Source organism: Pseudomonas sp. GD04015, from assembly GCF_029837675.1.
GTDB lineage: Bacteria > Pseudomonadota > Gammaproteobacteria > Pseudomonadales > Pseudomonadaceae > Aquipseudomonas > Aquipseudomonas paralcaligenes.
On the sequence record NZ_JAOEEE010000012.1, the window covers coordinates 95220 to 119101 of the forward strand.

General features: G+C 64.4%; 15 protein-coding genes. 7 read left to right on the forward strand and 8 right to left on the reverse strand.

The annotated features are described in order from the left end of the window. Nucleotides 1-79: 79 nt before the first annotated feature. From N7640_RS12885 to N7640_RS12915, 7 genes are all read right to left on the reverse strand, one after another. On the reverse strand, nucleotides 80-2035 hold the full coding sequence (locus N7640_RS12885) for an acetoacetate--CoA ligase (RefSeq protein ID WP_279904856.1): 1956 nt from the start codon (nucleotides 2033-2035) through the stop codon (nucleotides 80-82). A gap of 175 nt (nucleotides 2036-2210) precedes the next feature. After that, nucleotides 2211-3113, reverse strand: a complete 903-nt coding sequence (locus tag N7640_RS12890; RefSeq protein ID WP_279904855.1) for a hydroxymethylglutaryl-CoA lyase — start codon at nucleotides 3111-3113, stop codon at nucleotides 2211-2213. Nucleotides 3114-3141: 28 nt separating this feature from the next. Beyond that, nucleotides 3142-5091 carry an acetyl/propionyl/methylcrotonyl-CoA carboxylase subunit alpha gene (locus N7640_RS12895; RefSeq protein ID WP_279904854.1) on the reverse strand — a complete coding sequence of 650 codons (1950 nt, stop codon included), beginning with the start codon at nucleotides 5089-5091 and terminating at the stop codon, nucleotides 3142-3144. Further along, nucleotides 5088-5888 carry a gamma-carboxygeranoyl-CoA hydratase gene (locus N7640_RS12900; protein ID WP_279904853.1) on the reverse strand — a complete coding sequence of 267 codons (801 nt, stop codon included), beginning with the start codon at nucleotides 5886-5888 and terminating at the stop codon, nucleotides 5088-5090. The genes N7640_RS12895 and N7640_RS12900 overlap by 4 nt, the downstream gene beginning before the upstream one ends. Before the next feature lie 127 nt (nucleotides 5889-6015). Then, the gene (locus tag N7640_RS12905; protein ID WP_279904852.1) at nucleotides 6016-7623 is read right to left on the reverse strand and encodes a carboxyl transferase domain-containing protein; all 1608 of its coding nucleotides are present in this window, start codon (nucleotides 7621-7623) and stop codon (nucleotides 6016-6018) included. Nucleotides 7624-7735: 112 nt separating this feature from the next. Further along, entirely contained in the window at nucleotides 7736-8899 is a 1164-nt protein-coding gene (locus N7640_RS12910; protein WP_279904851.1) for an isovaleryl-CoA dehydrogenase, read from the reverse strand. 83 nt (nucleotides 8900-8982) lie between these two features. Next, entirely contained in the window at nucleotides 8983-9363 is a 381-nt protein-coding gene (locus N7640_RS12915; protein ID WP_279904850.1) for a MerR family DNA-binding transcriptional regulator, read from the reverse strand. Between the two features lie 106 nt (nucleotides 9364-9469). Between N7640_RS12915 and N7640_RS12920 the strand changes: the two genes are divergently transcribed. Next, nucleotides 9470-10237, forward strand: coding sequence for a 3-hydroxyacyl-CoA dehydrogenase (locus tag N7640_RS12920; protein WP_279904849.1), 768 nt, complete (start codon nucleotides 9470-9472; stop codon nucleotides 10235-10237). A gap of 9 nt (nucleotides 10238-10246) precedes the next feature. Continuing rightward, entirely contained in the window at nucleotides 10247-11374 is a 1128-nt protein-coding gene (locus tag N7640_RS12925; RefSeq protein ID WP_279904848.1) for an acyl-CoA dehydrogenase family protein, read from the forward strand. Nucleotides 11375-11511: 137 nt separating this feature from the next. Here N7640_RS12925 and N7640_RS12930 read toward each other — a convergent pair whose 3' ends face one another. Beyond that, nucleotides 11512-12441, reverse strand: a complete 930-nt coding sequence (locus N7640_RS12930) for a LysR family transcriptional regulator (RefSeq protein ID WP_279904847.1) — start codon at nucleotides 12439-12441, stop codon at nucleotides 11512-11514. Nucleotides 12442-12573: 132 nt separating this feature from the next. Between N7640_RS12930 and N7640_RS12935 the strand changes: the two genes are divergently transcribed. From N7640_RS12935 to N7640_RS12955, 5 genes are all read left to right on the forward strand, one after another. After that, a complete protein-coding gene (locus tag N7640_RS12935; protein WP_279904846.1) occupies nucleotides 12574-13803 on the forward strand; it encodes an acyl-CoA dehydrogenase in 1230 nt (409 codons plus the stop codon). A gap of 232 nt (nucleotides 13804-14035) precedes the next feature. Next, the gene (gene tssI, locus N7640_RS12940; protein ID WP_279906199.1) at nucleotides 14036-16198 is read left to right on the forward strand and encodes a type VI secretion system tip protein TssI/VgrG; all 2163 of its coding nucleotides are present in this window, start codon (nucleotides 14036-14038) and stop codon (nucleotides 16196-16198) included. 12 nt (nucleotides 16199-16210) lie between these two features. Beyond that, on the forward strand, nucleotides 16211-17257 hold the full coding sequence (locus tag N7640_RS12945; RefSeq protein ID WP_279905967.1) for a DUF2169 domain-containing protein: 1047 nt from the start codon (nucleotides 16211-16213) through the stop codon (nucleotides 17255-17257). Next, nucleotides 17250-22577, forward strand: coding sequence for an RHS repeat-associated core domain-containing protein (locus N7640_RS12950; protein ID WP_279905966.1), 5328 nt, complete (start codon nucleotides 17250-17252; stop codon nucleotides 22575-22577). Before N7640_RS12945 ends, N7640_RS12950 begins: the two co-directional genes overlap by 8 nt. 14 nt (nucleotides 22578-22591) lie before the next feature. Beyond that, entirely contained in the window at nucleotides 22592-23149 is a 558-nt protein-coding gene (locus N7640_RS12955; RefSeq protein WP_279905965.1) for an SMI1/KNR4 family protein, read from the forward strand. The last annotated feature ends 733 nt before the right edge of the window (nucleotides 23150-23882 follow it).

Consider the following 23882-nt stretch of genomic DNA (forward strand, 5'->3'; position numbering starts at 1 on the left):
CGACGGCAGGGCAGTCTGCCCCAATGCTGGCGCTTTGCTCAAGGTGGGTGGAGCGGCTGCAAGCGCCGCTCCGTCTGGGTCAGTCCCTCAGATCGGGCAGGTCGCGGTAAAGCTCCAGCGCCTGCGGGTTGGCCAGGGCGTCGGTGTTCTTCACCGGCTGGCCGTGCACCACGTTGCGCACGGCCAGTTCGACGATCTTGCCGCTGATGGTGCGCGGGATGTCGGTCACCTGGATCACCTTGGCCGGCACGTGGCGTGGCGTGGTGTTGGCGCGGATGGTGGCGCAGATGCGCTGGCGCAGCGCGTCGTCCAGGGGCACGCCGTCGCGCAGGCGCACGAACAGCACCACGCGCACGTCGCCCTGCCAGTCTTGGCCGATGGCGATGGACTCCAGCACTTCCTCGACCTTTTCCACCTGGCGGTAGATTTCCGCGGTGCCGATGCGCACGCCGCCGGGGTTGAGCACCGCGTCGGAGCGGCCGTGGATCACCAGGCCGCCGTGGGCGGTTTCCTCGGCGTAGTCGCCGTGGGCCCAGACACCGGGGAAGGTCTCGAAGTAAGCGGCGCGGAACCTGGCACCGTCGGCGTCGTTCCAGAAGCCCACCGGCATCGAGGGGAAGTGGCGGGCGCAGACCAGCTCGCCTTTCTCGCCGGTCACCGCCTGGCCGGCGTCGTTCCACACCTGCACGTCCATGCCCAGCCCCTTGCTCTGCAGCTCGCCGCGCCACACCGGCAGCACCGGGTTGCCGAGGGCGAAGCAGGACACGATGTCGGTGCCGCCGGAGATGGAGGACAGGCACAGCTCGGCCTTGATGTCGCGGTACACGTAGTCGAAGCTCTCGTGGGCCAGCGGCGAGCCGGTGGAGAAGATCGCCCGCAGGCTGTCCAGGCGATGGCTGTCGCGCGGGCGGACGCCGGCCTTCTCCAGGGCAGCCAGGTACTTGGCGCTGGTGCCGAAGTGGCTGATGTCCTCGGCGTCGATCAGGTCGATCAGGCGCTCCGGCCCCGGGTGGAAGGGTGAGCCGTCGAACAGCACCAGGGTGGCGCCGACGGCGAGGCCGGAGGCCAGCCAGTTCCACATCATCCAGCCACAGGTGGTGTAGTAGAACAGCCGGTCGCGCTCGCCCAGGTCGCTGTGCAGGCCGAGTTCCTTGAGGTGCTGCAGCAGGGTACCGCCGACGCCGTGGACGATGCACTTGGGCACGCCCGTGGTGCCGCTGGAATAGAGGATGTAGAGCGGCTGCTCGAAGGCCACCGGAGTGAACTCGGGCTCGCCGCCGGGCTGGTAGAAGTCGCCCCACAGGGCGGGTTGAGCAACTGACTTGTAATCAGTTGTTCTGGCCTCGGGCCGGGAGTAGGGCACCACCACCAGCTGCTGCAGGGTCGGCAGCTGGGCGAGGATTTCGTTGAGCTTGTCGGTCAGGTCCAGGTGCTTGCCGGCATAGCGGTAGCCGGCGGCAGCGATCAGCACCTTGGGTTCGATCTGGCCGAAGCGGTCGATCACACCCTGGGTGCCGAAGTCCGGCGAGCAGCTCGACCAGGTGGCGCCGAGGCTGGCGGTGGCGAGCATGCCGACCACGGTCTGCCAGGTGTTGGGCATGAAGGCCGCGACGCGGTCGCCGATGCCTACGCCGGCCGCCTTCAGGCTGCGTTGCAGGCCGGCGACGTGGGCCGCCAGGTCGGCGTGGCTGAGCACTTCTCGCGAGCCGTCCTCACCGATGGCGACCAGCGCCGGCGTGCCGTCGCGGCGGCGCAGCAGGTGCTCGGCGAAATTCAGCGTGGCGCCAGGGAACCAGTGGGCGCTGGGCATGGCCACACCCTCGCGCAGCACAGCTTCGGGCCGGGCGCCGAAGCGTACCTCGAAGAAGTCGGCGATGGCCTGCCAGAAGGACTCGCGCTCGCTCACGCTCCAGGCGTGCAGGGCCGGGTAGTCGGCCAACTGCAGGCCGTGCTGCTGGTTGACGAAGCGGCGGAAGGCATCCATGCGGGTGGCGGCGATGCGTTCGGCAGAAGGGGTCCAGAGCGGTTGCAGCATCTCGATTCCTCGATGGTTCTTGTTGGCCCTAGCCTAAGGCCTGGGGCGAGGCGATGGCGCATCTGTCTCACATGGCACGATGCCTGTCGCGGCTTCTGGCCGTGCGCCAGGCGCTACGGGGCACGCTCGCCGCTGTGGCGCGGCTTTACAGGCTGTCAGGAAAAGCTGACAGCGATCAGGCGCGGGCCAGGTAAGCCCTGGCCACCCGCGAGCCGTTATCGCGGCCGAGCACCTGGCAGATGCGCGCGCCGGCGGCAATCAGCCTATCCATGTCGATGCCGGTGTGGATGCCCAGGCCCTGCAGCAGGTAGAGCACGTCCTCGGTGGCGACGTTGCCGGTGGCGCCCTTGGCGTAGGGGCAGCCGCCGAGGCCGGCGACCGAGCTGTCGAACACGGCGATACCTTCCAAAAGGCTGGCGTAGATATTGGCCAGGGCCTGGCCGTAGGTGTCGTGGAAGTGCCCGGCCAGCTTGTCGCGCGGGATATCGCGGCCGACCACCTCGAACATGGTGCGGGTCTTGCCGGCGGTGCCGGTGCCGATGGTGTCGCCCAGCGATACCTCATAGCAGCCCATGGCGAACAGCTCGCGCGCCACGGCAGCGACCTGCTCGGGCGCCACTTCGCCCTCGTAGGGGCAACCGAGTACGCAGGAGACATAGCCGCGCACGGTGATGCCGTGGGCCTTGGCCGCCTCCATCACCGGCACGAAGCGCTCCAGGCTCTCGGCGATGGAGCAGTTGATGTTCTTCTGCGAGAAGGCCTCGCTGGCAGCGGCGAACACCGCCACTTCCTTCACGCCGGCCTCGACTGCGGCCTCGAAACCCTTGAGGTTGGGGGTGAGGGCGCCGTAGACCACGCCGGGCTTGTACTGGATGCCGGCGAATACTTCGGCGCTGCCGGCCATCTGCGGCACCCACTTGGGCGAGACGAAGCTGCCCACCTCGATGTAGCTCAGGCCGGCGGCGCTCAGGTCATCGGTCAGGCGCACCTTGTCGGCCACGCTGATCGGCTGTTTCTCGTTCTGCAGGCCGTCGCGCGGGCCGACTTCGACCAGGCGGACGTGTTGCGGCAGGTTCATCTGTTCTCTCTCGCTTCGTGGGTGGCCCTCAGGCCTCTTCCAGCTCTACCAGTGCGGCGCCTTCGCCGACCATGTCGCCTTCGGCGCAGTACAGCGCCTTGACCGTGCCAGCGTGGGGTGCGCGGATGCTGTGCTCCATCTTCATGGCTTCCAGTACCACCAGGGCGGTGCCGGCTTCCACAGCCTGGCCGGGTTCGACCAGCACGCGCACGATACTGCCGTTCATGGGCGCCGTCAGCCCGCCGTGCTGGGCGTGGCTGGCCTCGACCTCGGCGATCGGGTCGACCTTGCGCACCTCGTGCAGGCGGCCCTGCCACTCCAGATACAGTGCATCGCCTTGGCGGATGGCGCGGTGGGCACGGCGCAGGCCGTCGTGCTCGAGCCACAGTTGCTCGCCCAGCAGCTTTGACTGCAGCGCGCCGCGCAGGTGCACGGTCTGGCGCTGCTCACCGCAGCTCAGCTGCAGATCGGTCTCGCTGGCCAGGCCGGCGCGCCAGCCGAGGTTGCCGCTCCAAGGCGAGAGATAGTCCTCGTGGCTGCGGCGCGGTGCCTCGCTCTGCAGCCAGGCTTCGCCGGCCAGTTGCCAGAATTCGCTCGGCAGCTCGGTCACTGCCGGCAGCAGCTGCGCCTGGTGGCGGGGGATAAAGCCGGTATCCAGCTCGGCAGCCGCGAAGGCCGGATGGGCCAGCACGCGACGCAGGAAGGGCAGATTGCTGGCGAAGCCGCCGACCACCGTTTCTTCGAGCATGGCCAGCAGGCGCTGGCGGGCCTGCTCCCGGTCCTCGCCCCAGGCGATCAGCTTGCCGAGCATGGGGTCGTAGAACGGCGAAACCGTGTCGCCTTGGGCTACGCCGCTGTCGACGCGGCGGCCTTCGCCGGCGGCTGGTTCGCGATAGAGCTTCAGGTCGCCGGAGGCGGGCAGGAAGTTGTTATCGGTGTCCTCGGCGTACAGACGCACTTCGATGGCGTGGCCATTCAGCGGCACCTGATCCTGGGTGATTGGCAGCGCCTCGCCACGGGCCACGCGGATCTGCCAGGCCACCAGATCGAGGCCAGTGATGGCTTCGGTAACCGGGTGCTCCACCTGCAGGCGGGTGTTCATTTCCATGAAGAAGAACTGGCCGCGGGCATCGAGCAGGAACTCCACAGTGCCGGCACCGACGTAGCCGATGGCCTGGGCGGCCTTGACCGCCGCCTCGCCCATGGCGCGGCGCAGTTCGGGCGTCAGGCCAGGGGCCGGAGCTTCCTCGACCACCTTCTGGTGGCGGCGCTGGATCGAGCAGTCGCGCTCGTTGAGGTACAGGCAGTTGCCGTGGCTGTCGGCGAATACCTGGATCTCCACGTGGCGCGGCTGCAGCACGTATTTTTCCACGAGCATGCGGGAGTCGCCGAAGGCCGACTGGGCCTCGCGCCGGGCGGATTCTAGGGTCTCCGCGAGCTGATCTTCCGTCTCGACCACCTTCATGCCCTTGCCACCACCACCGGCAGCGGCCTTGAGCAGCACCGGGTAGCCGATGCGTTCGGCAGCGGCGTGGAAGGTCTCCAGGTCCTGGGCTTCGCCGTGGTAGCCGGGCACCAGCGGCACACCGGCGTCTTCCATCAGCGCCTTGGCCGCCGACTTGCTGCCCATGGCGTCGATGGCGGAGGCGGGCGGGCCGAGGAAGATCAGCCCGGCGGCCTCGATGGCGCGGGCGAAGCCGGCGTTCTCGGAGAGGAAGCCGTAGCCCGGGTGGATGGCCTGGGCGCCGCTGGCATTGGCCGCGGCGATGATCTTGTCGACCAGCAGGTAGCTGTCAGCCGGCTTGGCGCCGCCGAGGTTCACCGCGATATCGGCCTCGCGTACATGCCGTGCGTTGGTGTCGATGACGCTGTGCACGGCCACGGTCTTCAGGCCCTGGGCCTTGGCGGTGCGCATCACCCGGCAGGCGATCTCGCCGCGGTTGGCCACCAGCAGGGTATCGATGTGCTTGCGGCTCATGCTTGCGGCTCCTGCCAGGCGGGCGTGCGTTTTTCCAGGAAGGCGTTGAGCCCCTCCTGGCCTTCGGGGCTGACGCGGATGCGGGCGATGGCATTCTCGGTGTAGCGGCGCAGCGGCGGGTTGAGCACGCCGCTGGCCACTTCGCGCAGCAGGTCCTTGCTCACCTGCATGGCCTGCGGGCTGTTGAGCAGCAGGTTGCTGACCCAGCTCTCGACCTGGGCCTCCAGCTCCGCGGCCGGGTAGGCTTCGGCCAGCAGGCCCAGCTCACGGGCGCGATTGCCGGAGAAGCGTTCTGCGGTCAGCGCGTAGCGGCGCGCGGCACGCTCGCCGAGGGCCTGGACCACGAAGGGACTGATCACCGCCGGGGCCAAGCCGATGCGCACTTCGGACAGGCTGAACAGCGCGTCATCCGCACCGATGGCCATATCGCAGCAGCTAACCAGACCCACCGCGCCGCCGAAGGCCGCGCCCTGGACCACGGCCAGGGTCGGGATCTTCAGGGCGTTGAGGTTGTACATCAGCTCGGCCAGCTCGCGGGCGTCGTTGAGGTTGGCGTTGTAGTCGAGCTTGGCTGAGGCCTGCATCCAGGCCAGGTCGGCGCCGGCGGAGAAGTGCTTGCCGCGCCCGCGCAGGAGGAGGAAACGCAGGGTCTTGTCGGCGCTCACCGCGTCGATGGCGATGATCAGCTCGCGGATCATCTCGGCGTTGAAGGCGTTGTTCTTGTCCGGACGGTTCAGCCACAGGGTGGCGAAGCCGCGCGGGTCGGTTTCAAGCTGTACGGTGGTGAAGTCGGTCATGGCGGCTCCAGGAAACTCTGTGGTTCTCCCTCTCCCTTTGGGAGAGGGCTGGGGTGAGGGTGCTCTGCGTTCGACAGGCTGTCCCTCACCCCCGGCCCCTCTCCCGGAGGGAGAGGGGAGTAGTGCCTTACATCCGGAACACGCCGAACTGGGTCGGCTCGATGGGCGCATTGAGGCTGGCGGACAGCGCCAGGCCGAGCACGTCGCGGGTCTGCGCCGGGTCGATCACACCGTCGTCCCACAGGCGGGCGCTGGAGTAGTAGGCGTGGGCCTGCTGCTCATACTGGGCGACGATGGGCTGCTTGATGCGGCTCTCTTCCTCGTCGCTGAACGGCTGGCCGGCACGGGCGGCCTGCTCGCGCTTGACCTGCACCAGCACGCCGGCAGCCTGCTCGGCGCCCATCACGCCGATGCGCGCGTTGGGCCACATCCACAGGAAGCGTGGGTCGTAGGCGCGGCCGCACATGCCGTAGTTACCGGCGCCGAAGCTGCCGCCGATGATCACGGTGAACTTCGGTACCTTGGCGCAGGCCACGGCGGTAACCAGCTTGGCACCGTGCTTGGCGATGCCGCCTTCCTCGTACTTCTTGCCGACCATGAAGCCGGTGATGTTCTGCAGGAACAGCAACGGAATACCGCGCTGGCAGGCCAGTTCGATGAAGTGCGCGCCTTTCTGCGCCGCTTCCGCAAACAGGATGCCGTTATTCGCCAGGATGGCCACCGGGTAACCGTGGATATGGGCGAAACCACAGACCAGGGTGGTGCCGAACAGCGCCTTGAATTCGTCCAGCTCGCTGCCGTCGACGATGCGCGCGATCACTTCACGTACATCGAAGGGCTGCTTGGCGTCGGCCGGGATCACCCCGTACAGCTCCTCGCTGTCATGCAGCGGGGCGATGGGCGTGCGGGCCTGCAGCTGGCCGAGCTTGCGCCAGTTGAGGTTGGCGATGCAGCGGCGGGCCAGGGCCAGGGCGTGTTCGTCGTTCTCGGCGTAGTGGTCGGCCACGCCGCTGGTCTTGCAGTGCACGTCGGCGCCGCCGAGTTCCTCGGCGGTCACCACCTCGCCGGTGGCGGCCTTCACCAGCGGCGGGCCGGCCAGGAAGATGGTGGCCTGGTTGCGCACCATGATGGTCTCGTCGCTCATCGCCGGCACATAGGCGCCGCCGGCGGTGCAGGAACCCATGACCACGGCGATCTGCGGGATGCCCTGGGCGCTCATGTTGGCCTGGTTGAAGAAGATCCGGCCGAAGTGCTCGCGGTCCGGGAACACCTCTTCTTGGCGCGGCAGGTTGGCACCGCCGGAGTCCACTAGGTAGATGCACGGCAGGCGGTTCTGCTGGGCGATGGTCTGGGCGCGCAGGTGCTTCTTCACGGTCAGGGGGTAGTAGCTGCCGCCTTTCACCGTGGCGTCGTTGGCGATGATCATGCACTCGACGCCTTCCACGCGGCCGATGCCGGCGACCACGCCGGCGGCCGGCACGTCTTCGCCGTACACCTCATGGGCGGCCAGCTGGCCGACTTCGAGGAAGGGCGAGCCGAGGTCCAACAGGCGGTTGATGCGTTCGCGCGGCAGCAGCTTGCCACGCGAGGTGTGGCGCTCCTGGGCCTTGGCGCCGCCACCTTCGTGGACGCGGGCGAGCAGGGCGCGCAGGTCGTTCACCTGGGTGAGCATGGCCGCCTGGTTGGCGGCGAACTCCGGCGAGCGGGTGTTGATCTGGGTGTGCAGGATGGCCATGGATGCCTCGTATGCTTTGATTCCCTCTCCCTCTGGGAGAGGGCTAGGGTGAGGGTGCTGGTCATGGCTCCCTCATCCGCCCTTCGGGCACCTTCTCCCAAAGGGAGAAGGATCATTTCGTCTCGTTGTACAACTCGCGGCCGATCAGCATGCGGCGGATTTCGCTGGTGCCGGCGCCGATCTCGTAGAGCTTGGCGTCGCGCAGCAGGCGGCCGGCCGGGTACTCGTTGGTGTAGCCGTTGCCGCCGAGCAACTGGATGGTGTCGAGAGCCATCCTGGTGGCCATCTCGGCGGTATAGAGGATCACCGCCGCGGCGTCCTTGCGCGATTCCTCGCCCCGGTCGCAGGCCTTGGCCACGGTGTACAGGTAGGACTTGGAAGCGTTCATGCCGGCGTACATGTCGGCCAGCTTGCCCTGTACAAGCTGGAACTCGCCGATCGACTGCTTGAACTGCTGGCGCTCGTGCACGTAGGGCAGCACCACGTCCATGCAGGCGCTCATGATCCCGGTCGGGCCGCCGGAGAGCACGGTGCGTTCGTAGTCCAGGCCGCTCATCAACACGGCCACGCCACGGCCTTCTCCGCCGAGGATGTTTTCTTCCGGCACTTCCACGTCCTCGAACACCAGCTCGCAGGTGTTCGAGCCGCGCATGCCCAGCTTGTCGAGCTTCTGGTGGCGGGAGAAACCCTTGAGGTCGCGTTCGACGATGAACGCGGTCATGCCGCGCGAGCCGGCGTTGATATCGGTCTTGGCGTAGATCACGTAGGTGTTGGCGTCCGGGCCGTTGGTGATCCACATCTTGTTGCCGTTGAGCACATAGCGGTCGCCGCGCTTCTCGGCGCGCAGCTTCATCGATACCACGTCGGAGCCGGCATTGGGCTCGCTCATGGCCAGGGCGCCGACGTGCTCGCCGGAGCACAGCTTGGGCAGGTACTTGAGCTTCTGCTCATGGGTGCCGTTCTTACGGATCTGGTTCAGGCACAGGTTGGAATGGGCGCCGTAGGACAGGCCGACCGAGGCGCTGGCGCGGCTGATCTCTTCCATCGCCACCACGTGGGCCAGGTAGCCCATGTTGGTGCCGCCGTATTCCTCTTCCACGGTCATGCCGAGCAAGCCCATGTCGCCGAACTTGCGCCACATGTCCATGGGGAATTCGTTGTCGCGGTCGATCTGCGCGGCGCGCGGTGCCAGCTCGGCCTGGGCGAACTGGTACACCGAGTCGCGCAGCATGTCGATGGTTTCGCCGAGACCGAAGTTGAGGGTCGGGTAGCTCATGGTGCACCTGCTCTTGTTGTCATGGGGTGCGCCGCGCGCACCGGGGCTGTTGGGTAGGGACTCAGCCTGGACGGCTCGCTGCCCTACGCGGTCGTCTCGGCCAGCGCCGCCAGGCAGCGTTCCTCGGCGGTGTCCAGCTCCAGCTGCATCTGTTCGATGTCCAGCAGCTGTTGCTCCAGCTGGGCGCGGCGGGCGGCGATCTTGCTCATGAAGGTCTCCAGCTGCCTGCGATTACCGCTGGCGGGGTCGTAGAGGTCGATCAGCTCCTTGCACTCGGCCAGGGAGAAGCCGATGCGCTTGCCGCGCAGGATCAGCTTGAGGGCCACCAGGTCCTTGGGCCGGTAGATGCGCTCCTGACCGCGGCGCTCGGGGGCGAGCATGCCTTGCTCCTCGTAGAAGCGGATGGCACGGGTGGTGACGTCCAGCTCGCGGGCCAGATCGGAGATCGAATAGGTGATGGACATGACCGGCTCTCGTTTACCTTTACGTTAACGTAAACTTGTGCCAGCCTGACTGTCAATCTCGGGCTCCGGCCCGATTCGACATTCATCGTTGGATGAGGAGTGGGCTGTGCGCATCGAAGATTCCGTGTTCCTGATCACCGGCGGCGGCTCCGGCCTCGGCCTAGCCACCGCCCGAGAACTGGCGGAGCAGGGCGCCAGGGTGCTGTTGCTGGACATCAATGCCGAGGCCGGCGCCAGGGCGGCCGCCGGACTGGGCGAGCGGGCGCGCTTCCTGCGCGCCGACATCAGCAGCGAGGCCGATGGTCGCGCCGCCGTGGACGAGGCGCTGCAGGCCTTCGGCGCCGTGCATGGGCTGGTCAACTGCGCCGGCATCGCGCCGGCCGAGAAGGTCATCGGCCGCAATGGCGCCCACGGCCTGGACAGCTTCCGCCGCACCATCGAGATCAACCTGATCGGCAGCTTCAACATGCTGCGCCTGGCCGCCGAAGCCATGGCCCGTAACGAGCCGAACGCGGGCGGCGAGCGCGGCGTGATCATCAACACCGCCTCGGTGGCGGCCTTCGACGGGCAGATGGGGCAGAGCGCCTATTCCGCCTCCAAGGGCGGCGTGGCCGCCATGACCCTGCCGGCGGCGCGCGACCTGGCGCGCTCGGGCATCCGCGTGATGTGCATCGCGCCCGGCATCTTCGAGACGCCGATGATGGCCGGCATGCCCCAGGAGGTGCAGGACTCCCTGGCCGCTAACGTGCCGTTCCCGCCGCGCCTGGGGCGTCCGGCCGAGTACGCCGCGCTGGTCCGCCATATCGTCGAGAACGCCATGCTCAACGGCGAGGTCATCCGCCTGGATGGCGCGCTGCGCATGGCTGCCAAGTGAGGTGAGCCGATGATTCCCGCCGAACAGGACATCCTGATCCGCGACATGGCCCGCCAGTTCGCCCAGGAGCGGCTGAAGCCCTTTGCCGCCGACTGGGACCGCGATCATCGCTTTCCCGCCGAGGCGCTGAAGGAAATGGCCGATCTCGGCTTCCTCGGCATGCTGGTACCGGAGGAGTGGGGTGGCGCGCAGACCGGCCACCTGGCCTACGCCATGGCCCTGGAGGAGATCGCCGCCGGCGACGGCGCCTGCTCGACCATCATGAGCGTGCACAACTCGGTGGGCTGCATGCCCATCCTCAAGTTCGGCAGCGAGGAGCAGAAGCAGCGCTTCCTGCAGCCGCTGGCCAGCGGCGCCATGCTTGGCGCCTTCGCCCTGACCGAGCCCCAGGCCGGCTCCGACGCGAGCGACCTGCGCACCCGCGCGCGTCGCGACGGCGACCACTATGTGCTGAACGGCGCCAAGCAGTTCATCACCTCCGGCAGCCACGCCGGGCTGGTGATCGTCTTCGCCGTGACCGACCCGGCAGCTGGCAAGAAGGGCATCAGTGCCTTCATCGTGCCGACCGACACGCCCGGCTACTCGGTGGTACGGGTCGAGGACAAGCTCGGCCAGCATGCCTCCGACACCTGCCAGATCCAGCTCGACGAAGTGCGCATCCCGACCAGCCTGCGCCTGGGAGAGGAGGGTGAGGGGTATCGCATCGCATTGAGCAACCTGGAGGGCGGGCGCATCGGCATCGCCGCGCAGTCGGTGGGCATGGCCCGCGCCGCGTTCGAGGCGGCGCGCGACTACGCGCATGAGCGCAAGACCTTCGGCAAGCCGATCATCGAGCACCAGGCGGTGGCCTTCCGCCTGGCCGACATGGCGACCCGCATCGCCGTGGCACGGCAGATGGTGCATCACGCCGCCGCCCTGCGCGAAGCCGGGCTGCCATGCCTGACCGAGGCCTCGATGGCCAAGCTGTTCGCCTCGGAAATGGCGGAGCAGGTCTGCTCAGCGGCGATCCAGACCCTAGGCGGCTACGGTTACCTCAAGGACTTCCCGGTGGAGCGCATCTACCGCGACGTGCGCGTGTGCCAGATCTACGAAGGCACCAGCGATGTGCAGCGGATGGTGATCGCGCGGAGCCTGTGAGTGCTCCCCTCTCCCTGTGGGAGAGGGGGCGGGGGTGAGGGTTTTTCCAGGCTATTCCGAGCCGTCTGTGATGCCCTCACTCTGCTCAGGAAGCATCGAATCAATCTCCGGTGCGCACGGCGCACCCTACGGCCACATCAGACCGGCTCCGGAGCCTTCTTCTCCTGGACGATGATCTGCTGTGCCAGCTCGATCAGCTGCTCGCGCATCCAGCGGTTGGCCGGGTCCTGGTCAGTGCTCTCGTGCCAGTAGAGGTGGGTCTCCAGTGCCGGCACATCGTTTACCGGCAGGTCGACGAAATGCAGGCCGTGGCGGCGGGCGAAGCGCTCCGGCACGGTCATCGCCATGTCGGTGTTGTGCAGTACGGTGGAGGCCATCAGGTAATGCTGCGAGCGCAGGGCGACCTTGCGCTGCAGGCCCATCTTGCCCAGTGACAGATCGATGTAGCCGAGGCCACTACGGCGGCTGGAAATCTGGATATGGGCCAGCGACAGGTATTCGTCGAGGCTGATCTTGTCCTTGGCCAGCGGATGGCGGGGGCGCATGGCGCAGACGTAGCGGTCCTCCATCAGCTTGACGTGGCGCACCTGCGGGTCGGTGTTGAGCGGAGCATCCACGGCGAAGTCCAGGCGGCCGGCGGCCAGTTCCTTGGTGGTCTCGCGGCGCTTGGACTGGAAGCTCTCGATCTGCACCGCCGGAGCCAGGCGGCGCAGGCGCTGGAACAGGGACGGCAGCAGGATCTGCTCGGACAGGTCGGTCATGCTGATGCGGTAGGTCTTGTTCGCCTGCTTGGCGTCGAAGGTGCGGCTCTCCTGCACCGACACACGCAGCAGCTGCAGGGCGTTGCGCACCGGGCCGATGATGTTCTGCGCCATGGGCGTGGGCACCATGCCCTGGGCGGTGCGCACGAACAGCGGGTCGTTGAAGGTCTCGCGCAGGCGGGCCAGGGCGTTGGACACGGCCGGCTGGGTAATGCCGACGATCTGCCCGGCGCGGGTCAGGTTGGCCTCGGTATAGATGGCATCGAAGACGATGAAGAGGTTGAGGTCTACCTTGTTCAAGTTCATGGCCTTCTCCGCGGGATCAAGCCTCATCACATATTGCTTATGAATGTTGATAAGGCAGGAAAATAGCTTAGATAAATCGTGGGTGCTGTTCTAGCATCATTCCCCATCGAAGCCAACCACCAAGGTGTCCCCATGGATTTCGCCTACTCCCCCAAGGTCCAGGAACTGCGTGAACGCGTCACCGCCTTCATGGAAGCCCACGTCTACCCGAACGAAGCGGTGTTCGAGCAGCAGGTCAACGAAGGCGATCGCTGGCAGCCGACCGCGATCATGGAAGAGCTGAAAGCCAAGGCGAAAGCCGAGGGCCTGTGGAACCTGTTCCTGCCGGAATCCGAGTACGGCGCCGGCCTGACCAACATGGAATACGCGCCGCTGGCCGAGATCATGGGCCGCTCGCTGATGGGCTCCGAGCCGTTCAACTGCTCCGCGCCGGACACCGGCAACATGGAGACCCTGGTGCGCTACGCCAGCGAGGCGCAGAAGAAGCAGTGGCTGGAGCCGCTGCTGTCCGGCGAGATCCGTTCCGCCTTCGCCATGACCGAGCCGGGCGTGGCCTCCTCGGACGCCACCAACATGCAGGCCAACGCCGTGCGCGACGGTGACGAGTGGGTCATCAATGGCCGCAAGTGGTGGACCTCCGGCGCCTGCGACCCGCGCTGCAAGATCATGATCTTCATGGGCCTGACCAACCCGGACGCGCCGCGCCACCAGCAGCACTCGATGATCCTGGTGCCGACCGATACCCCCGGCGTGAAGATACTTCGTCCGCTGCCGGTGTTCGGCTACGACGACGCCCCCCACGGCCACGCCGAAGTGCTGTTCGAGAACGTGCGCGTGCCCTACGAAAACGTGCTGCTCGGCGAGGGCCGGGGCTTCGAGATCGCCCAGGGTCGCCTCGGCCCGGGCCGTATCCACCACTGCATGCGCTCCATCGGCATGGCCGAGCGCGCGCTGGAACTGATGTGCAAGCGCTCCGTCAGCCGTACCGCCTTCGGCAAGCCGCTGGCGCGCCTGGGTGGCAACATCGACCACATCGCCAACTCGCGCATCGAGATCAACCAGGCCCGCCTGCTGACTCTCAACGCCGCCTACATGATGGACACCGTGGGCAACAAGGTGGCGCAGAGCGAGATCGCCCAGATCAAGGTGGTGGCGCCCAACGTCGCGCTGAACGTGATCGACCGCGCCATCCAGATCCACGGCGGCGCCGGCGTCTCCAACGACACGCCGCTGGCCTACTTCTACGCCATGCAGCGCACCCTGCGCCTGGCCGACGGCCCGGACGAAGTGCACCGCGCCGCCATCGGCAAGTTCGAGGTGGGCAAGTATGTGCCGCGCGAAGCGATGAAGGCCAGCCGCTGAGGCTGGTCCCGTAAACAGGAAAAGGCCCGCTAGCGCGGGCCTTTTCGTTTCCGCTCGATACACCCGGCGAGATGCGGCGGACATCCCAGAATCGGGATTCAAGATGAGACCTGTTCGGCGTTTACGGCACGGGCCTCCTTGTTGAGGCTGTCTGCTTCGGGTGAAATCCGCGCACTTGAAACGACCGTCGCTGGAGGGTGACGGTCAGCGTAGCTTGCAGGGAGGCGGGCAGATGAATCGAGTCCTCAATGTCACCACGGTATTCGGTGACGACGCGCTGCGCTTTTCGACCCTGAACGGCCACGAGGAAATCTCCCGGCTGTTCGACATGACGCTGGTCATGAAGAGCGAGCAGAAGGGCCTGGACCCCCAGGCCATCCTGGGCACCCCGGTGACGGTGGCGATCGAGCTGGCCGGCGGTGCGCGGCGCCACATCAATGGCCAGTGCGAGCAATTCGCCCTGGTCGGCAAGGAGGGCCGCCACTACCTCTACCAGGCCCGGCTCAAGCCCTGGCTGTGGTACGGCACGCGCCGCAGCGACTACCGCATCTTCCAGAACATGACCGCGCCGGACATGGTCAAGCAGGTGCTGGGCAACTACCCGTTCCCGACCCGCTTCATGCTCACCCGCAGCTACCGTGTGTGGGAGTACTGCGTGCAGTACCGCGAGAGCGACACCCAGTTCGTGATGCGCATGCTGGAGAACGAGGGCATCTGGTTCTGGTTCGAGCACAGCGCCGGTGAGCACGTGATGGTCATCACCGACGACATCGGGCTGTGCAACCCCTATCCCGGCTACGCCAGCATTCCCTACTTCGATCCGGACGTGACCTACCCGGACGAGGACCACATCGACACCTGGTCCTCCGGTGGTTCGGTCAAGCCGGGGCAGTACATGTCCCACGACTACAACTTCACCATGCCGCGTTCGGACCTGGCGGTGCGCCGCGACCAGTCGCCCGGGCATGCCCACGGCAGCTACGAGATCTTCGACTACCCCGGCGGCTACACCAACCTGGGCGAGGGCGAGGCCTACGCCCGGGTGCGGGTCGAGGAGCTGCAGAGCGCGCACCTGCGCGGCCAGGCGACTGGGCGGGCGCGGGGACTAGCGCCGGGCTACCTGTTCACCCTGGAGCGCCACCCCAGCGCGAGCCAGAACCGGGAATACCTGGTGGTGGCGGCGCACTACCAGTTCAGCGACAACGACTACGAGGCGGCGGGCGGCTCAAGCAGCCACGTGCTGCGCATCCGGGTCGAGACGCACCCGTCGGACCAGCCGTTCCGCGCCCAGCGGCTGACGCCTCGGCCGCAGACCATGGGCCCGGACACGGCGACGGTGACGGGGCCGAAGGGCCAGGAAATCTACACCGACGAATACGGCCGGGTGAAGGTGTCGTTCCCGTGGAACCGCTATTGCAGCAAGGACGAGAACAGCTCCTGCTGGATACGGGTATCGCACCCGTGGGCGGGGTCGAGCTTCGGTGGCATCCACCTGCCGCGGATCGGCCAGGAAGTGCTGGTCGACTACCTGAACGGCGACCCGGACCGACCGGTGATCACCAGCCGGCTGTACAACGCCTTCCAGATGCCGCCGTGGCAGTTGCCGGCCAATGCCACCCAGTCGGGCATCTTGACCCGGTCGAGCCTGGGCGGCGGCTACGAGAACGCTAACGCGCTGCGCTTCGAGGACCGCAAGGGCGAGGAGCAGCTGTGGATCCATGCCGAGAAGAACCAGGACATCGAAGTCGAGAACGACGAGACACACTGGGTAGGTAACGACCGCAGCAAGACCATCGACCGCGACGAGACCAGCCACATCAAGCGTGACCGTACGGAGACGGTGGACCGTGACGAGACGATCACGGTGCACGGCAACCGCAAGGAAGAAGTGGACGGCAACGAGACCATCGACATCCACCAGAACCGTACAGAGACGGTGGATGGCAACGAGAAGGTGACGATCCACAAGAACCGCACGAAGAAGGTGGACCTGAACGAGACGGACCGGATCGGCAAGAACTGGTCGATCAACGTGGGGATGAACAAGACCGAGACGATCAGCCTGGCGTACATGCAGAACGTGGGGCTGGGCAAGATGGTGAACATCGGCGCGGCCTACAACCTCAACGTCGGCATGATGATGGTCACCAACGTGGGCATGAGCCGTACCGACACCATCCTCAAGAACCACAGCGCATCGGTAGGGGATGTCTACACCCTGACCGCCGGTGGCAACAGCACCGTCGTCATGGACGAGAAGAGCATCCTGCTGCAGGTCGGCAAATCCAAGATCGTCCTGGAGGACAACGGCACCATCACGATCGAAGGGCTGAACATCGCGGTCAACGGAACGGAACTGGTCGACGTAGACGCCAAGAAGATCGACCTCAACTAAGGCAAGGACGCCATGACGATCATTGTCAGCCAGTCCTCGTTCCCGGCGCAGGGATTCGAGCATCGCTTCTATCACGGCAATCGCTATCACTGTCTCTCCACCAAGGTGACCCTGACCTGGGACGCCGACGGCAGGCTCACAGCGCTGGAGCGCCAACATCCGCTATGCCTGCACGACACCTGGCGCGACCAGCCCGAGCGCTCCAGCTTGCTCTACCCGAGCGACCTGATTCCGTTCAAGCCGAGCACGGACGTGCTGATCCTGGGCACCGTCCGCCCGCCGGAAGAGCGGCCCCTGCCGATGTGGTACGCCTCGCTGCAGATCGGCGAGCTGGAAAAGCGCCTGCGTTTCTTCGGTCCACGCCACTGGCAGTACGGCGCTCTGAGCGGCTGGACACTGAGCGAGCCGGAACCCACCGACGGCGTCGCGCTGCTCTACGAAAACGCCTTCGGCGGCTGCATCGGCGACAAGCCGCATTACGAGGACGGCGAATACTTCCCCGACAACCCCGTTGGCTGCGGCTTCATCGACGTTCGCCAGGCGGACAAGGCGCAACGCTACCGGGCCGCCCAGATCGAAGCCTGGGACTCACCGCTGCGGGAATTCGGCCGGCCGGTACGCCCGGGTGGCTTCGGGCCGTTGCCGGCCTACGTTCCGGAGCGCCTGCAGCATGCCGGCACCTACGACGAGAAGTGGCAGCAGGAAGTGGCGCCGAACATTCCCCACGACATGGACCTGCGCTACTGGAACACCGCGCCCGCCGACCAGCGCCCGGCCGGCTACCTCAAGGCCGGTGACCGCATCCGCCTCGCGGGCATCCGTCCCGGCGCGCCCCTGGAACTGACCATTCCGCCATACGATGCGGCGGCCGTGTGCAGCTACGAGGACGGCTCGCGGATTTCCCAGGCCATGTCGCTGGACACGGTGCTGCTCGACCTCGACACAAGCAGGATGACCCTGCGCTTCCACGCCATCGTGGCCCAGGATGAGCGGATAAAACGCATCAACCTCTACTGCGCCTCTACCACCCTGGTCGACAAGGGGGTGCGCCATGGGTGATCCGATCAAGGCCGAGCGCACCGCCAAGCACTTCGCCGCCGTCGTTTCCCCCGAACTGGCCGCGACGCCTTTCGGCAGCCGCATGGTGCCGAGCGTGCCCGCGGTCAGCTTCGCCATCGCCGAGCTGGTCGCCGAGCGCACCTACGGCAACAGTGCCAACCTGTTCCTCGAACGCTCCGTCGCCATCGATAGCGGCAAGTTCTTCAAACCGGTCGAATTCCTGCCCGACAACCCGGTGGAGGGTGGCTTCTCCACCAGCCACGGGCACATGGGCGTGATCAGCGGCCCCGCCATCAGCCCTTGTCCGGGGGCGATCAACTGCGGCGTGCTGCCGGGGCCTAACGTGGAGTGCTCGGCGGAGTTCGGAGGGCTGCTGGAGGCTCTGGCCGAGCGCATGGCCAACGAGTTCATGGCGGCACCGCTGAAATTCATCCCGACTTATATCGCGGCGCGTGAGCGAGCCGGGGCAGAACTGGCCAAGGAAAAGCTGGGTGGGTACGTAGAGTCGATAAAAAACGCCGGCATCGCCATTGCGGATGGTGCGAAAGGCGCCTGGGACTACGTGACATCCAACGACATCTCAACGATGGCGCGCGATGCGAAGGCCGGTATCAACGACGCCTATGAAGGCGCCGTCGAGATGACGACGGATGCCATCGAGGCCATCGCAGGATTGAGCGACCTCACCTTCGAGGACCTCAAGGCCATCCTCAAGGACTGGCTGCGCGAGTTGCTGGACGAGGCGGATTGTGCGGTGCGTGGTGCGCTGGCCGAAATGCTGGCGGATCCCACGCCCATGGCTGAGCAACTGGGAACGGCGGTAGGCGAGGCCAAGGTACATGCGGCCGAAACGGCGGTGATAGTGGTCGCCACGCGGGGAGCGGGTGGTGCTGCGAGCAAAGTGGGACAGGTCCTGGGTAAGACTGGTGACCGCATTGGTGATCTGTATGAGCGACTGAAAGACAGGGCCAGCAGGCGCCGGCAGGGTAATGCACCCAACAAGAACGAGAGCCCGGATAAGAAGAAAGAGGAGCCGCCGCCCGCCGCCGGAAAGCCAGACAAGGACGGCAAGGGTAAGGATGAAGGTGAAGAGGGCGGTGATGGAAATAACACGAAAGATGGGATAGCCGGAGAGGCCGACGGTAAGCCGGATGGTCCGTGTCCTGGGTGCAAGCCTCTGCAAATCGGCTCACCCGTCTATGTGCTGACGGGAGCCAAGGTACTCGATGGCCCAAACGATCTCGACTTCGTGCTTGAGGCCCCCCTGCCTCTGGTCTGGCAGCGCACCTATGTTTCCAGCAACGCGAATGCCGGCTGGCTGGGTCAGGGCTGGAGTCTGCCTATCGCGTTCCGCCTGGAGTTGCAGCAAGGGCGCATCGACTTCATCGACATGCAGGGGCGCCGCACCCGCTTCCCAATGCTGGCGGTGGGCGAACGCTTCTTCTCCAAGTACGAGCACACCACCCTGCAGCGCAATCAGCGCAACCAGTACGAATTGATCGGCCCGGATGGCCTGCGCCTGATCTTTGGCCTGGGGCCGCTCGATCAGGCCCGCCTGCGCGCAGTCGAGGAACAGGAGGCGCAGCGAGAGCTGCGCGAAGCCGAGGCTTGGCAACAGCTCCTGGCCAGCCGTGCCGCGCGAGGTGAGGAGCCGCTGCCCGAGCGCACGTCGGATGCACGTGGCAACCTGCCGCCGCAAGCCCAGACCCTCTACCTGCTGGGAATGATCGACCCCAACCACAATCACCTGCGCCTGCATTACAGCGACGACGGTCTGCCACGCCACCTCGACACCAGCAGCGGTCGGCGCGTCGGCTTTATCTTCGACCGTGCCCAGGCCCAGCCACGCCTGACCCATGTGGTGGAGCTGCTGGGCGAGCCCGACGGAAGAGGCCACTACCCGCGCGAGCAACAGCAGTGGCTGGTCGAGTACCGCTACAGCGCCGAAGGCGACCTGATCGAGGTCCGCGATGGTGATGGCCAGCTCGGCCGTACCTTCGCCTGGCGCAACCACATGATGGTTGAGCACACCGAGCCGGGCGGCTTGGTCGCTCGCTACCAGTGGGACCAGCTCGATCCCAAGGGGCGTGTATTGCGTAGCTCCACGGCTCAGGGGCAGTTCTGGATCTTCGACTACGATGAGATCGCTGGCTGCACCCGCGTCACTGATGCCAGCGGACGAGAAGAACGCTTCTTGTACGATAAGGACAAGAAGCTGATTGGTCTGGTCGATGCTATGGGTGGCGAAACCCGTTACGAGCGGGATGTCTATGGCAACCTGATTACTCTGACCGATCCAGCTGGCAGGGTCACCCGCCATCAGTACGACGCTCGCGGCAACCTGCTCAGTGTCACCCAGCCCGACGGTGCGCGTTACCAACTGCGCTGGCACGAACACTGGCGCAACCCGGTGGCCATCAGCGATCCCTTGGGGCGAACCACCCATTACCGCTACGACGAACGCGGCAATCTGATTGCCGTCACCGAGGCCAATGGTGCGACCACCGAGTACCGACTGGACGGGCGTGGCCTGCCCTCGACCATCATCGATGCGCGCGGTGGTCGCAAGTACCTGGAACATGATGCTCAGGGTCGCCTGCTGGCCTACACCGATTGCTCCGGCAACCGCACCCAGTACAGCTACGACGCCCAAGGCCGCCTGGCCAGTGTGACCGACGCCCTGGGCCACAACACCCAGTACGGCTATGCGCGCATCAACCGCCGCGACCGGCTGAACAGCATCCGCCACGCCGACGGTGCCATCGAGCGCTTCGCCTACGACCCGCTGGGCCGTCTTATTGCCCACCACGATCCGCTCGGGCGGGTGACGCGCTATCAGCTGGATACCGAAGGCCGGCCGCTGCAGCGCATCGACGCCCTCGGCCACAGCCTGCGCTACGAATATGACGTGCATGGTCGGCTGGTCCGTCTGCACAACGAGAACAATGCGATCTACCGCTTCGCCTGGGATGCACTGGACCGACTGGTGGCCGAGCAGGGTTTCGACGGGCGACGCATCGACTATCGCTACGATGCCACCGGGCAACTGCTGGAAAGTGTCGATGGCGTGCCGGCGGGCAGTGCTCATCTCGGTAGAGGTACAGGGGCGCTGCTGCGCACCCGCTACCAGCGGGACGCCATGGGCCGTCTGCTGGACAAGTTCAGCTACAAGCCGGGGACCGATGGCAAACCTCAGCTGGCTCACAGCCGCTACCACTACGATGCCGCCGGTCAACTGGTCCGTGCCCGCAATCGCCAGGCCCGGGTGGAGCTGTTCTACAACCAGGCCGGCCAACTGGCCCGCGAAGTGCTCTACAGCCGGGGCGGGCAACGCAGCGAGCTGAGCCATGCCTACGACCTGCTGGGCAACCGTGAAACCACCACGCTGCCCGATGGCCGCCAGCTCAACACCCTGATCTACGGCAGCGGTCACGTACACCAGATCAACCTCGACTTCGAGGTGATCTGCGACTTCGAGCGTGACGCCCTGCACCGCGAAACAGGCCGTACCCAGGGCGCCTTGTATACGCACTTCGAACTCGATCCGCTGGGCCGACTGCTACGCAGCCAGGCCAGCCTGCAGCGGCAGGCCGTCAATCCACAGGTTGGCCCAGGGCTCGATACAAGCGAGCCGAGTCAGGGCCAGCGTATTGCCCGCCGCTACCAGTACGACCTGGCCGGGCAACTGCTGGGCATCGACGACCGCCGCAACGGCTCGACTCGCTACGGCTATGACGCATTGGGACGCCTGCTCAGCGCCCAGGCACCCCAAGCCAGCGAAGTGTTCGCCTTCGACCCGGCCCACAACCTGATGCAGCCCGAGGAAGCCCAGCGGCAAGAGACACGACTCAAGCAGACCACTTGGAGCGAGGAAGAGTGGTCGGCCTATGTCAAAGCCAACCTGGACAATCCCGACTTCAATCCGCTGCTTACACCGGCAGAGGCCCAGGCCGACCCCAGTACCTGGGGCGAGAACAAACCCAACCGTCTGCGAGTGCGGGAAGAACACCGCTACGCCTACGACGCCTGGGGCAACTGCATCGAGAAGAAGTCCGGTTCACATACCGAACGACAGTTCCAGTGGGATGCCGAACACCAATTGAGTCGAGTTAGCGTTACCCGCCGACAGGGGCGTTTCACCCATACCGAGCACTGGGGCTACGACTACGATCCGTTCGGACGACGCATCGCCAAGTACCGACTCGATCCGCACAACGAAAAGCGCAGCCGTCCCTGGATGGACGACGAAACCACTCACTACGGCTGGGACGGCAATCTCCTGCTATTGGAGCGGAAGGAGAATAAGCAGCAACTCTATGTCTATGAACCGCAGAGCTTTGTGCCGCTGGCGATTGTGTGCAGTGAAAGCAAGCAGACAGACATTCAAGGATTACCACCGAAATACCAGGCCCTCAAGGAACAAGCTCCTGAGCAATGGGCGGACATGCTCGACAAACTGCCGCGCAAGATAGCGGCCACGATCCGGCAGTTGGAGCAACCAGCCAGTCCCGCTAAGAGTCCAGCGGAAATCTTCTACTACCACACGGATCATTTGGGCACGCCGAGGGAACTGACCGACAAGGATGGCCATATCGTCTGGTCGGCGACGTACAAGGCATGGGGTAACACGGCGAAGATCGAGCGGCCTGGACGGCTGATCACCGATATCCAAGGCAATGTCCAGATCCAATGCTGGGAGGAACAGGAAAACCTTGTAGAGCAGAACTTGAGATTCCAAGGGCAGTACTACGATCAGGAAACAGGGCTGCACTACAACCGGTTCAGGTACTACGATCCGGACTGTGGGCGGTTTATTAGTCAGGATCCGATTGGAATTGAGGGTGGAGAAAATGTTTATCAGTATGCACCCAATCCAACTATATGGACAGACCCAAGAGGACTAAAGCCTAGGCCAGGGGGAGGATATGCCACTCATTCTGGCGCTCATCCTCGGAAAGTAAATGGACGTATGCCAATTAATTGCGCTTGGGCTGGAAAGACAATGCCCTTAAGCGAGCTTAATCCAAGCATTCTTGAGAAATATCCTGGGCTTGTAAATAAATATCCTCATGGCGTTCCATTTAACATGTTTGGTTTTCCAGATTTTTCGCGGTACTCAAAGTATAATGTTCGAATTGAGCTGGGCTCTAGTCGCGATGTGGATTCTGCACGTGCAAATAAAGCGGCGGGCCTTCCGTCGACTCCTAGTGGGTATACATGGCATCACCATCAGGACTCTGGATATATGCAACTTATTCCCACAGATATTCACGATGCAGTCAAGCATTCAGGTGGTGTCGCAGCCTCTAAATGCGGATAACTATGGAGTACAACATGACGATCAAAATAAAGCCTCTTGGATGCAGCGAAGCACAATTAGACGCATGGCGAAAGAAAGGTTTTTCTTACGACAAAAGAACAGCCAGGCAAATGATCTTGGCGTTTAATAAATTCCCTGGAGCTACGCCGGAATCAATTGACGACTTTGAAAGATCTCTTGGCATTAAATTGCCGGATGATTATCGTGAATTCATTTATAAATATGATGGGGGTGTTCCAGATCCTGCTGTATTTGATATCAATAAAGAGCGTGATTCTTCTGTTGTTAAGGAATTGTTTGGTTTGGAGACGCCCTTAACTGTCTCATCTCTTAAATATAATTTAAGTCTGTACGAAAATAGAGTCCCATCTAAATTTATTCCTATAGGCTCCGATGTTTTTGGTAATAAGATTATCCTTGGTGTGGGTGGAGATAATTTCGGGGCAATATTTTTCTGGGATCATGAAAATGAGGCGTCAGATGAGGACGTTCAAACATATCATAGTAATATTTTTTTGATTTCAGAGAGCTTTGATGATTTTCTTGGTAAATTAAGACTTCCAAAAGAGTGATGTGTTTTCATTTTCATGACTGCAGGGGCGCGTTATTATCGGCTTGATCTAAGTTTGCGCTTTCTCTCATATGATCATGGATTTTGGATATTGACTTGGTGGCAGGCCTATCGCTTTCTAAAAAATTAGAATTCTAAATAAGCTCAGGCTCTTGATGTCTCTTGTCGAATAGTTTTTTGCCATTATAAAATTCGGGTTAATAATTTGCGCTGACACTTTTGATCAGACCTTGCATAGACGTATGTTAGCTACAGTGCAATAGTGTCAAGTGCTTCTTATGCTCAGCGCCGCATGTCAGCGAAGTTCGCCTTCGACCCGGCCCGAGGAAGCCCAGCGGCAAGAGACACGACTCAAGCAGACCACCTGGAGCGAGGAGGAGTGGTCGGCCTATGTACAGGCCAACCTGGACAACCCCGACTTCAACCCGCTGCTCACACCGGCAGAGGCCCAGTCTGACCCCAGCACCTGGGGCGATAACAAACCCAACATGCCTACGATGCCTGGGGCAACTGCATCGAGAAGAAGTCCGGTCCGCACACCGAGCGACAGTTCCAGTGGGATGCCGAACACCAACTGAGTCGAGTTAGCGTTACCCGCCGACAAGGGCGCTTCACCCATACCGAGCACTGGGGCTATGACTACGACCCATTCGGACGACGTATCGCGAAGTATCGGCTCGATCCACACAACGAAAAACGGAGTCGCCCTTGGTTGGATGACGAGACGACTCACT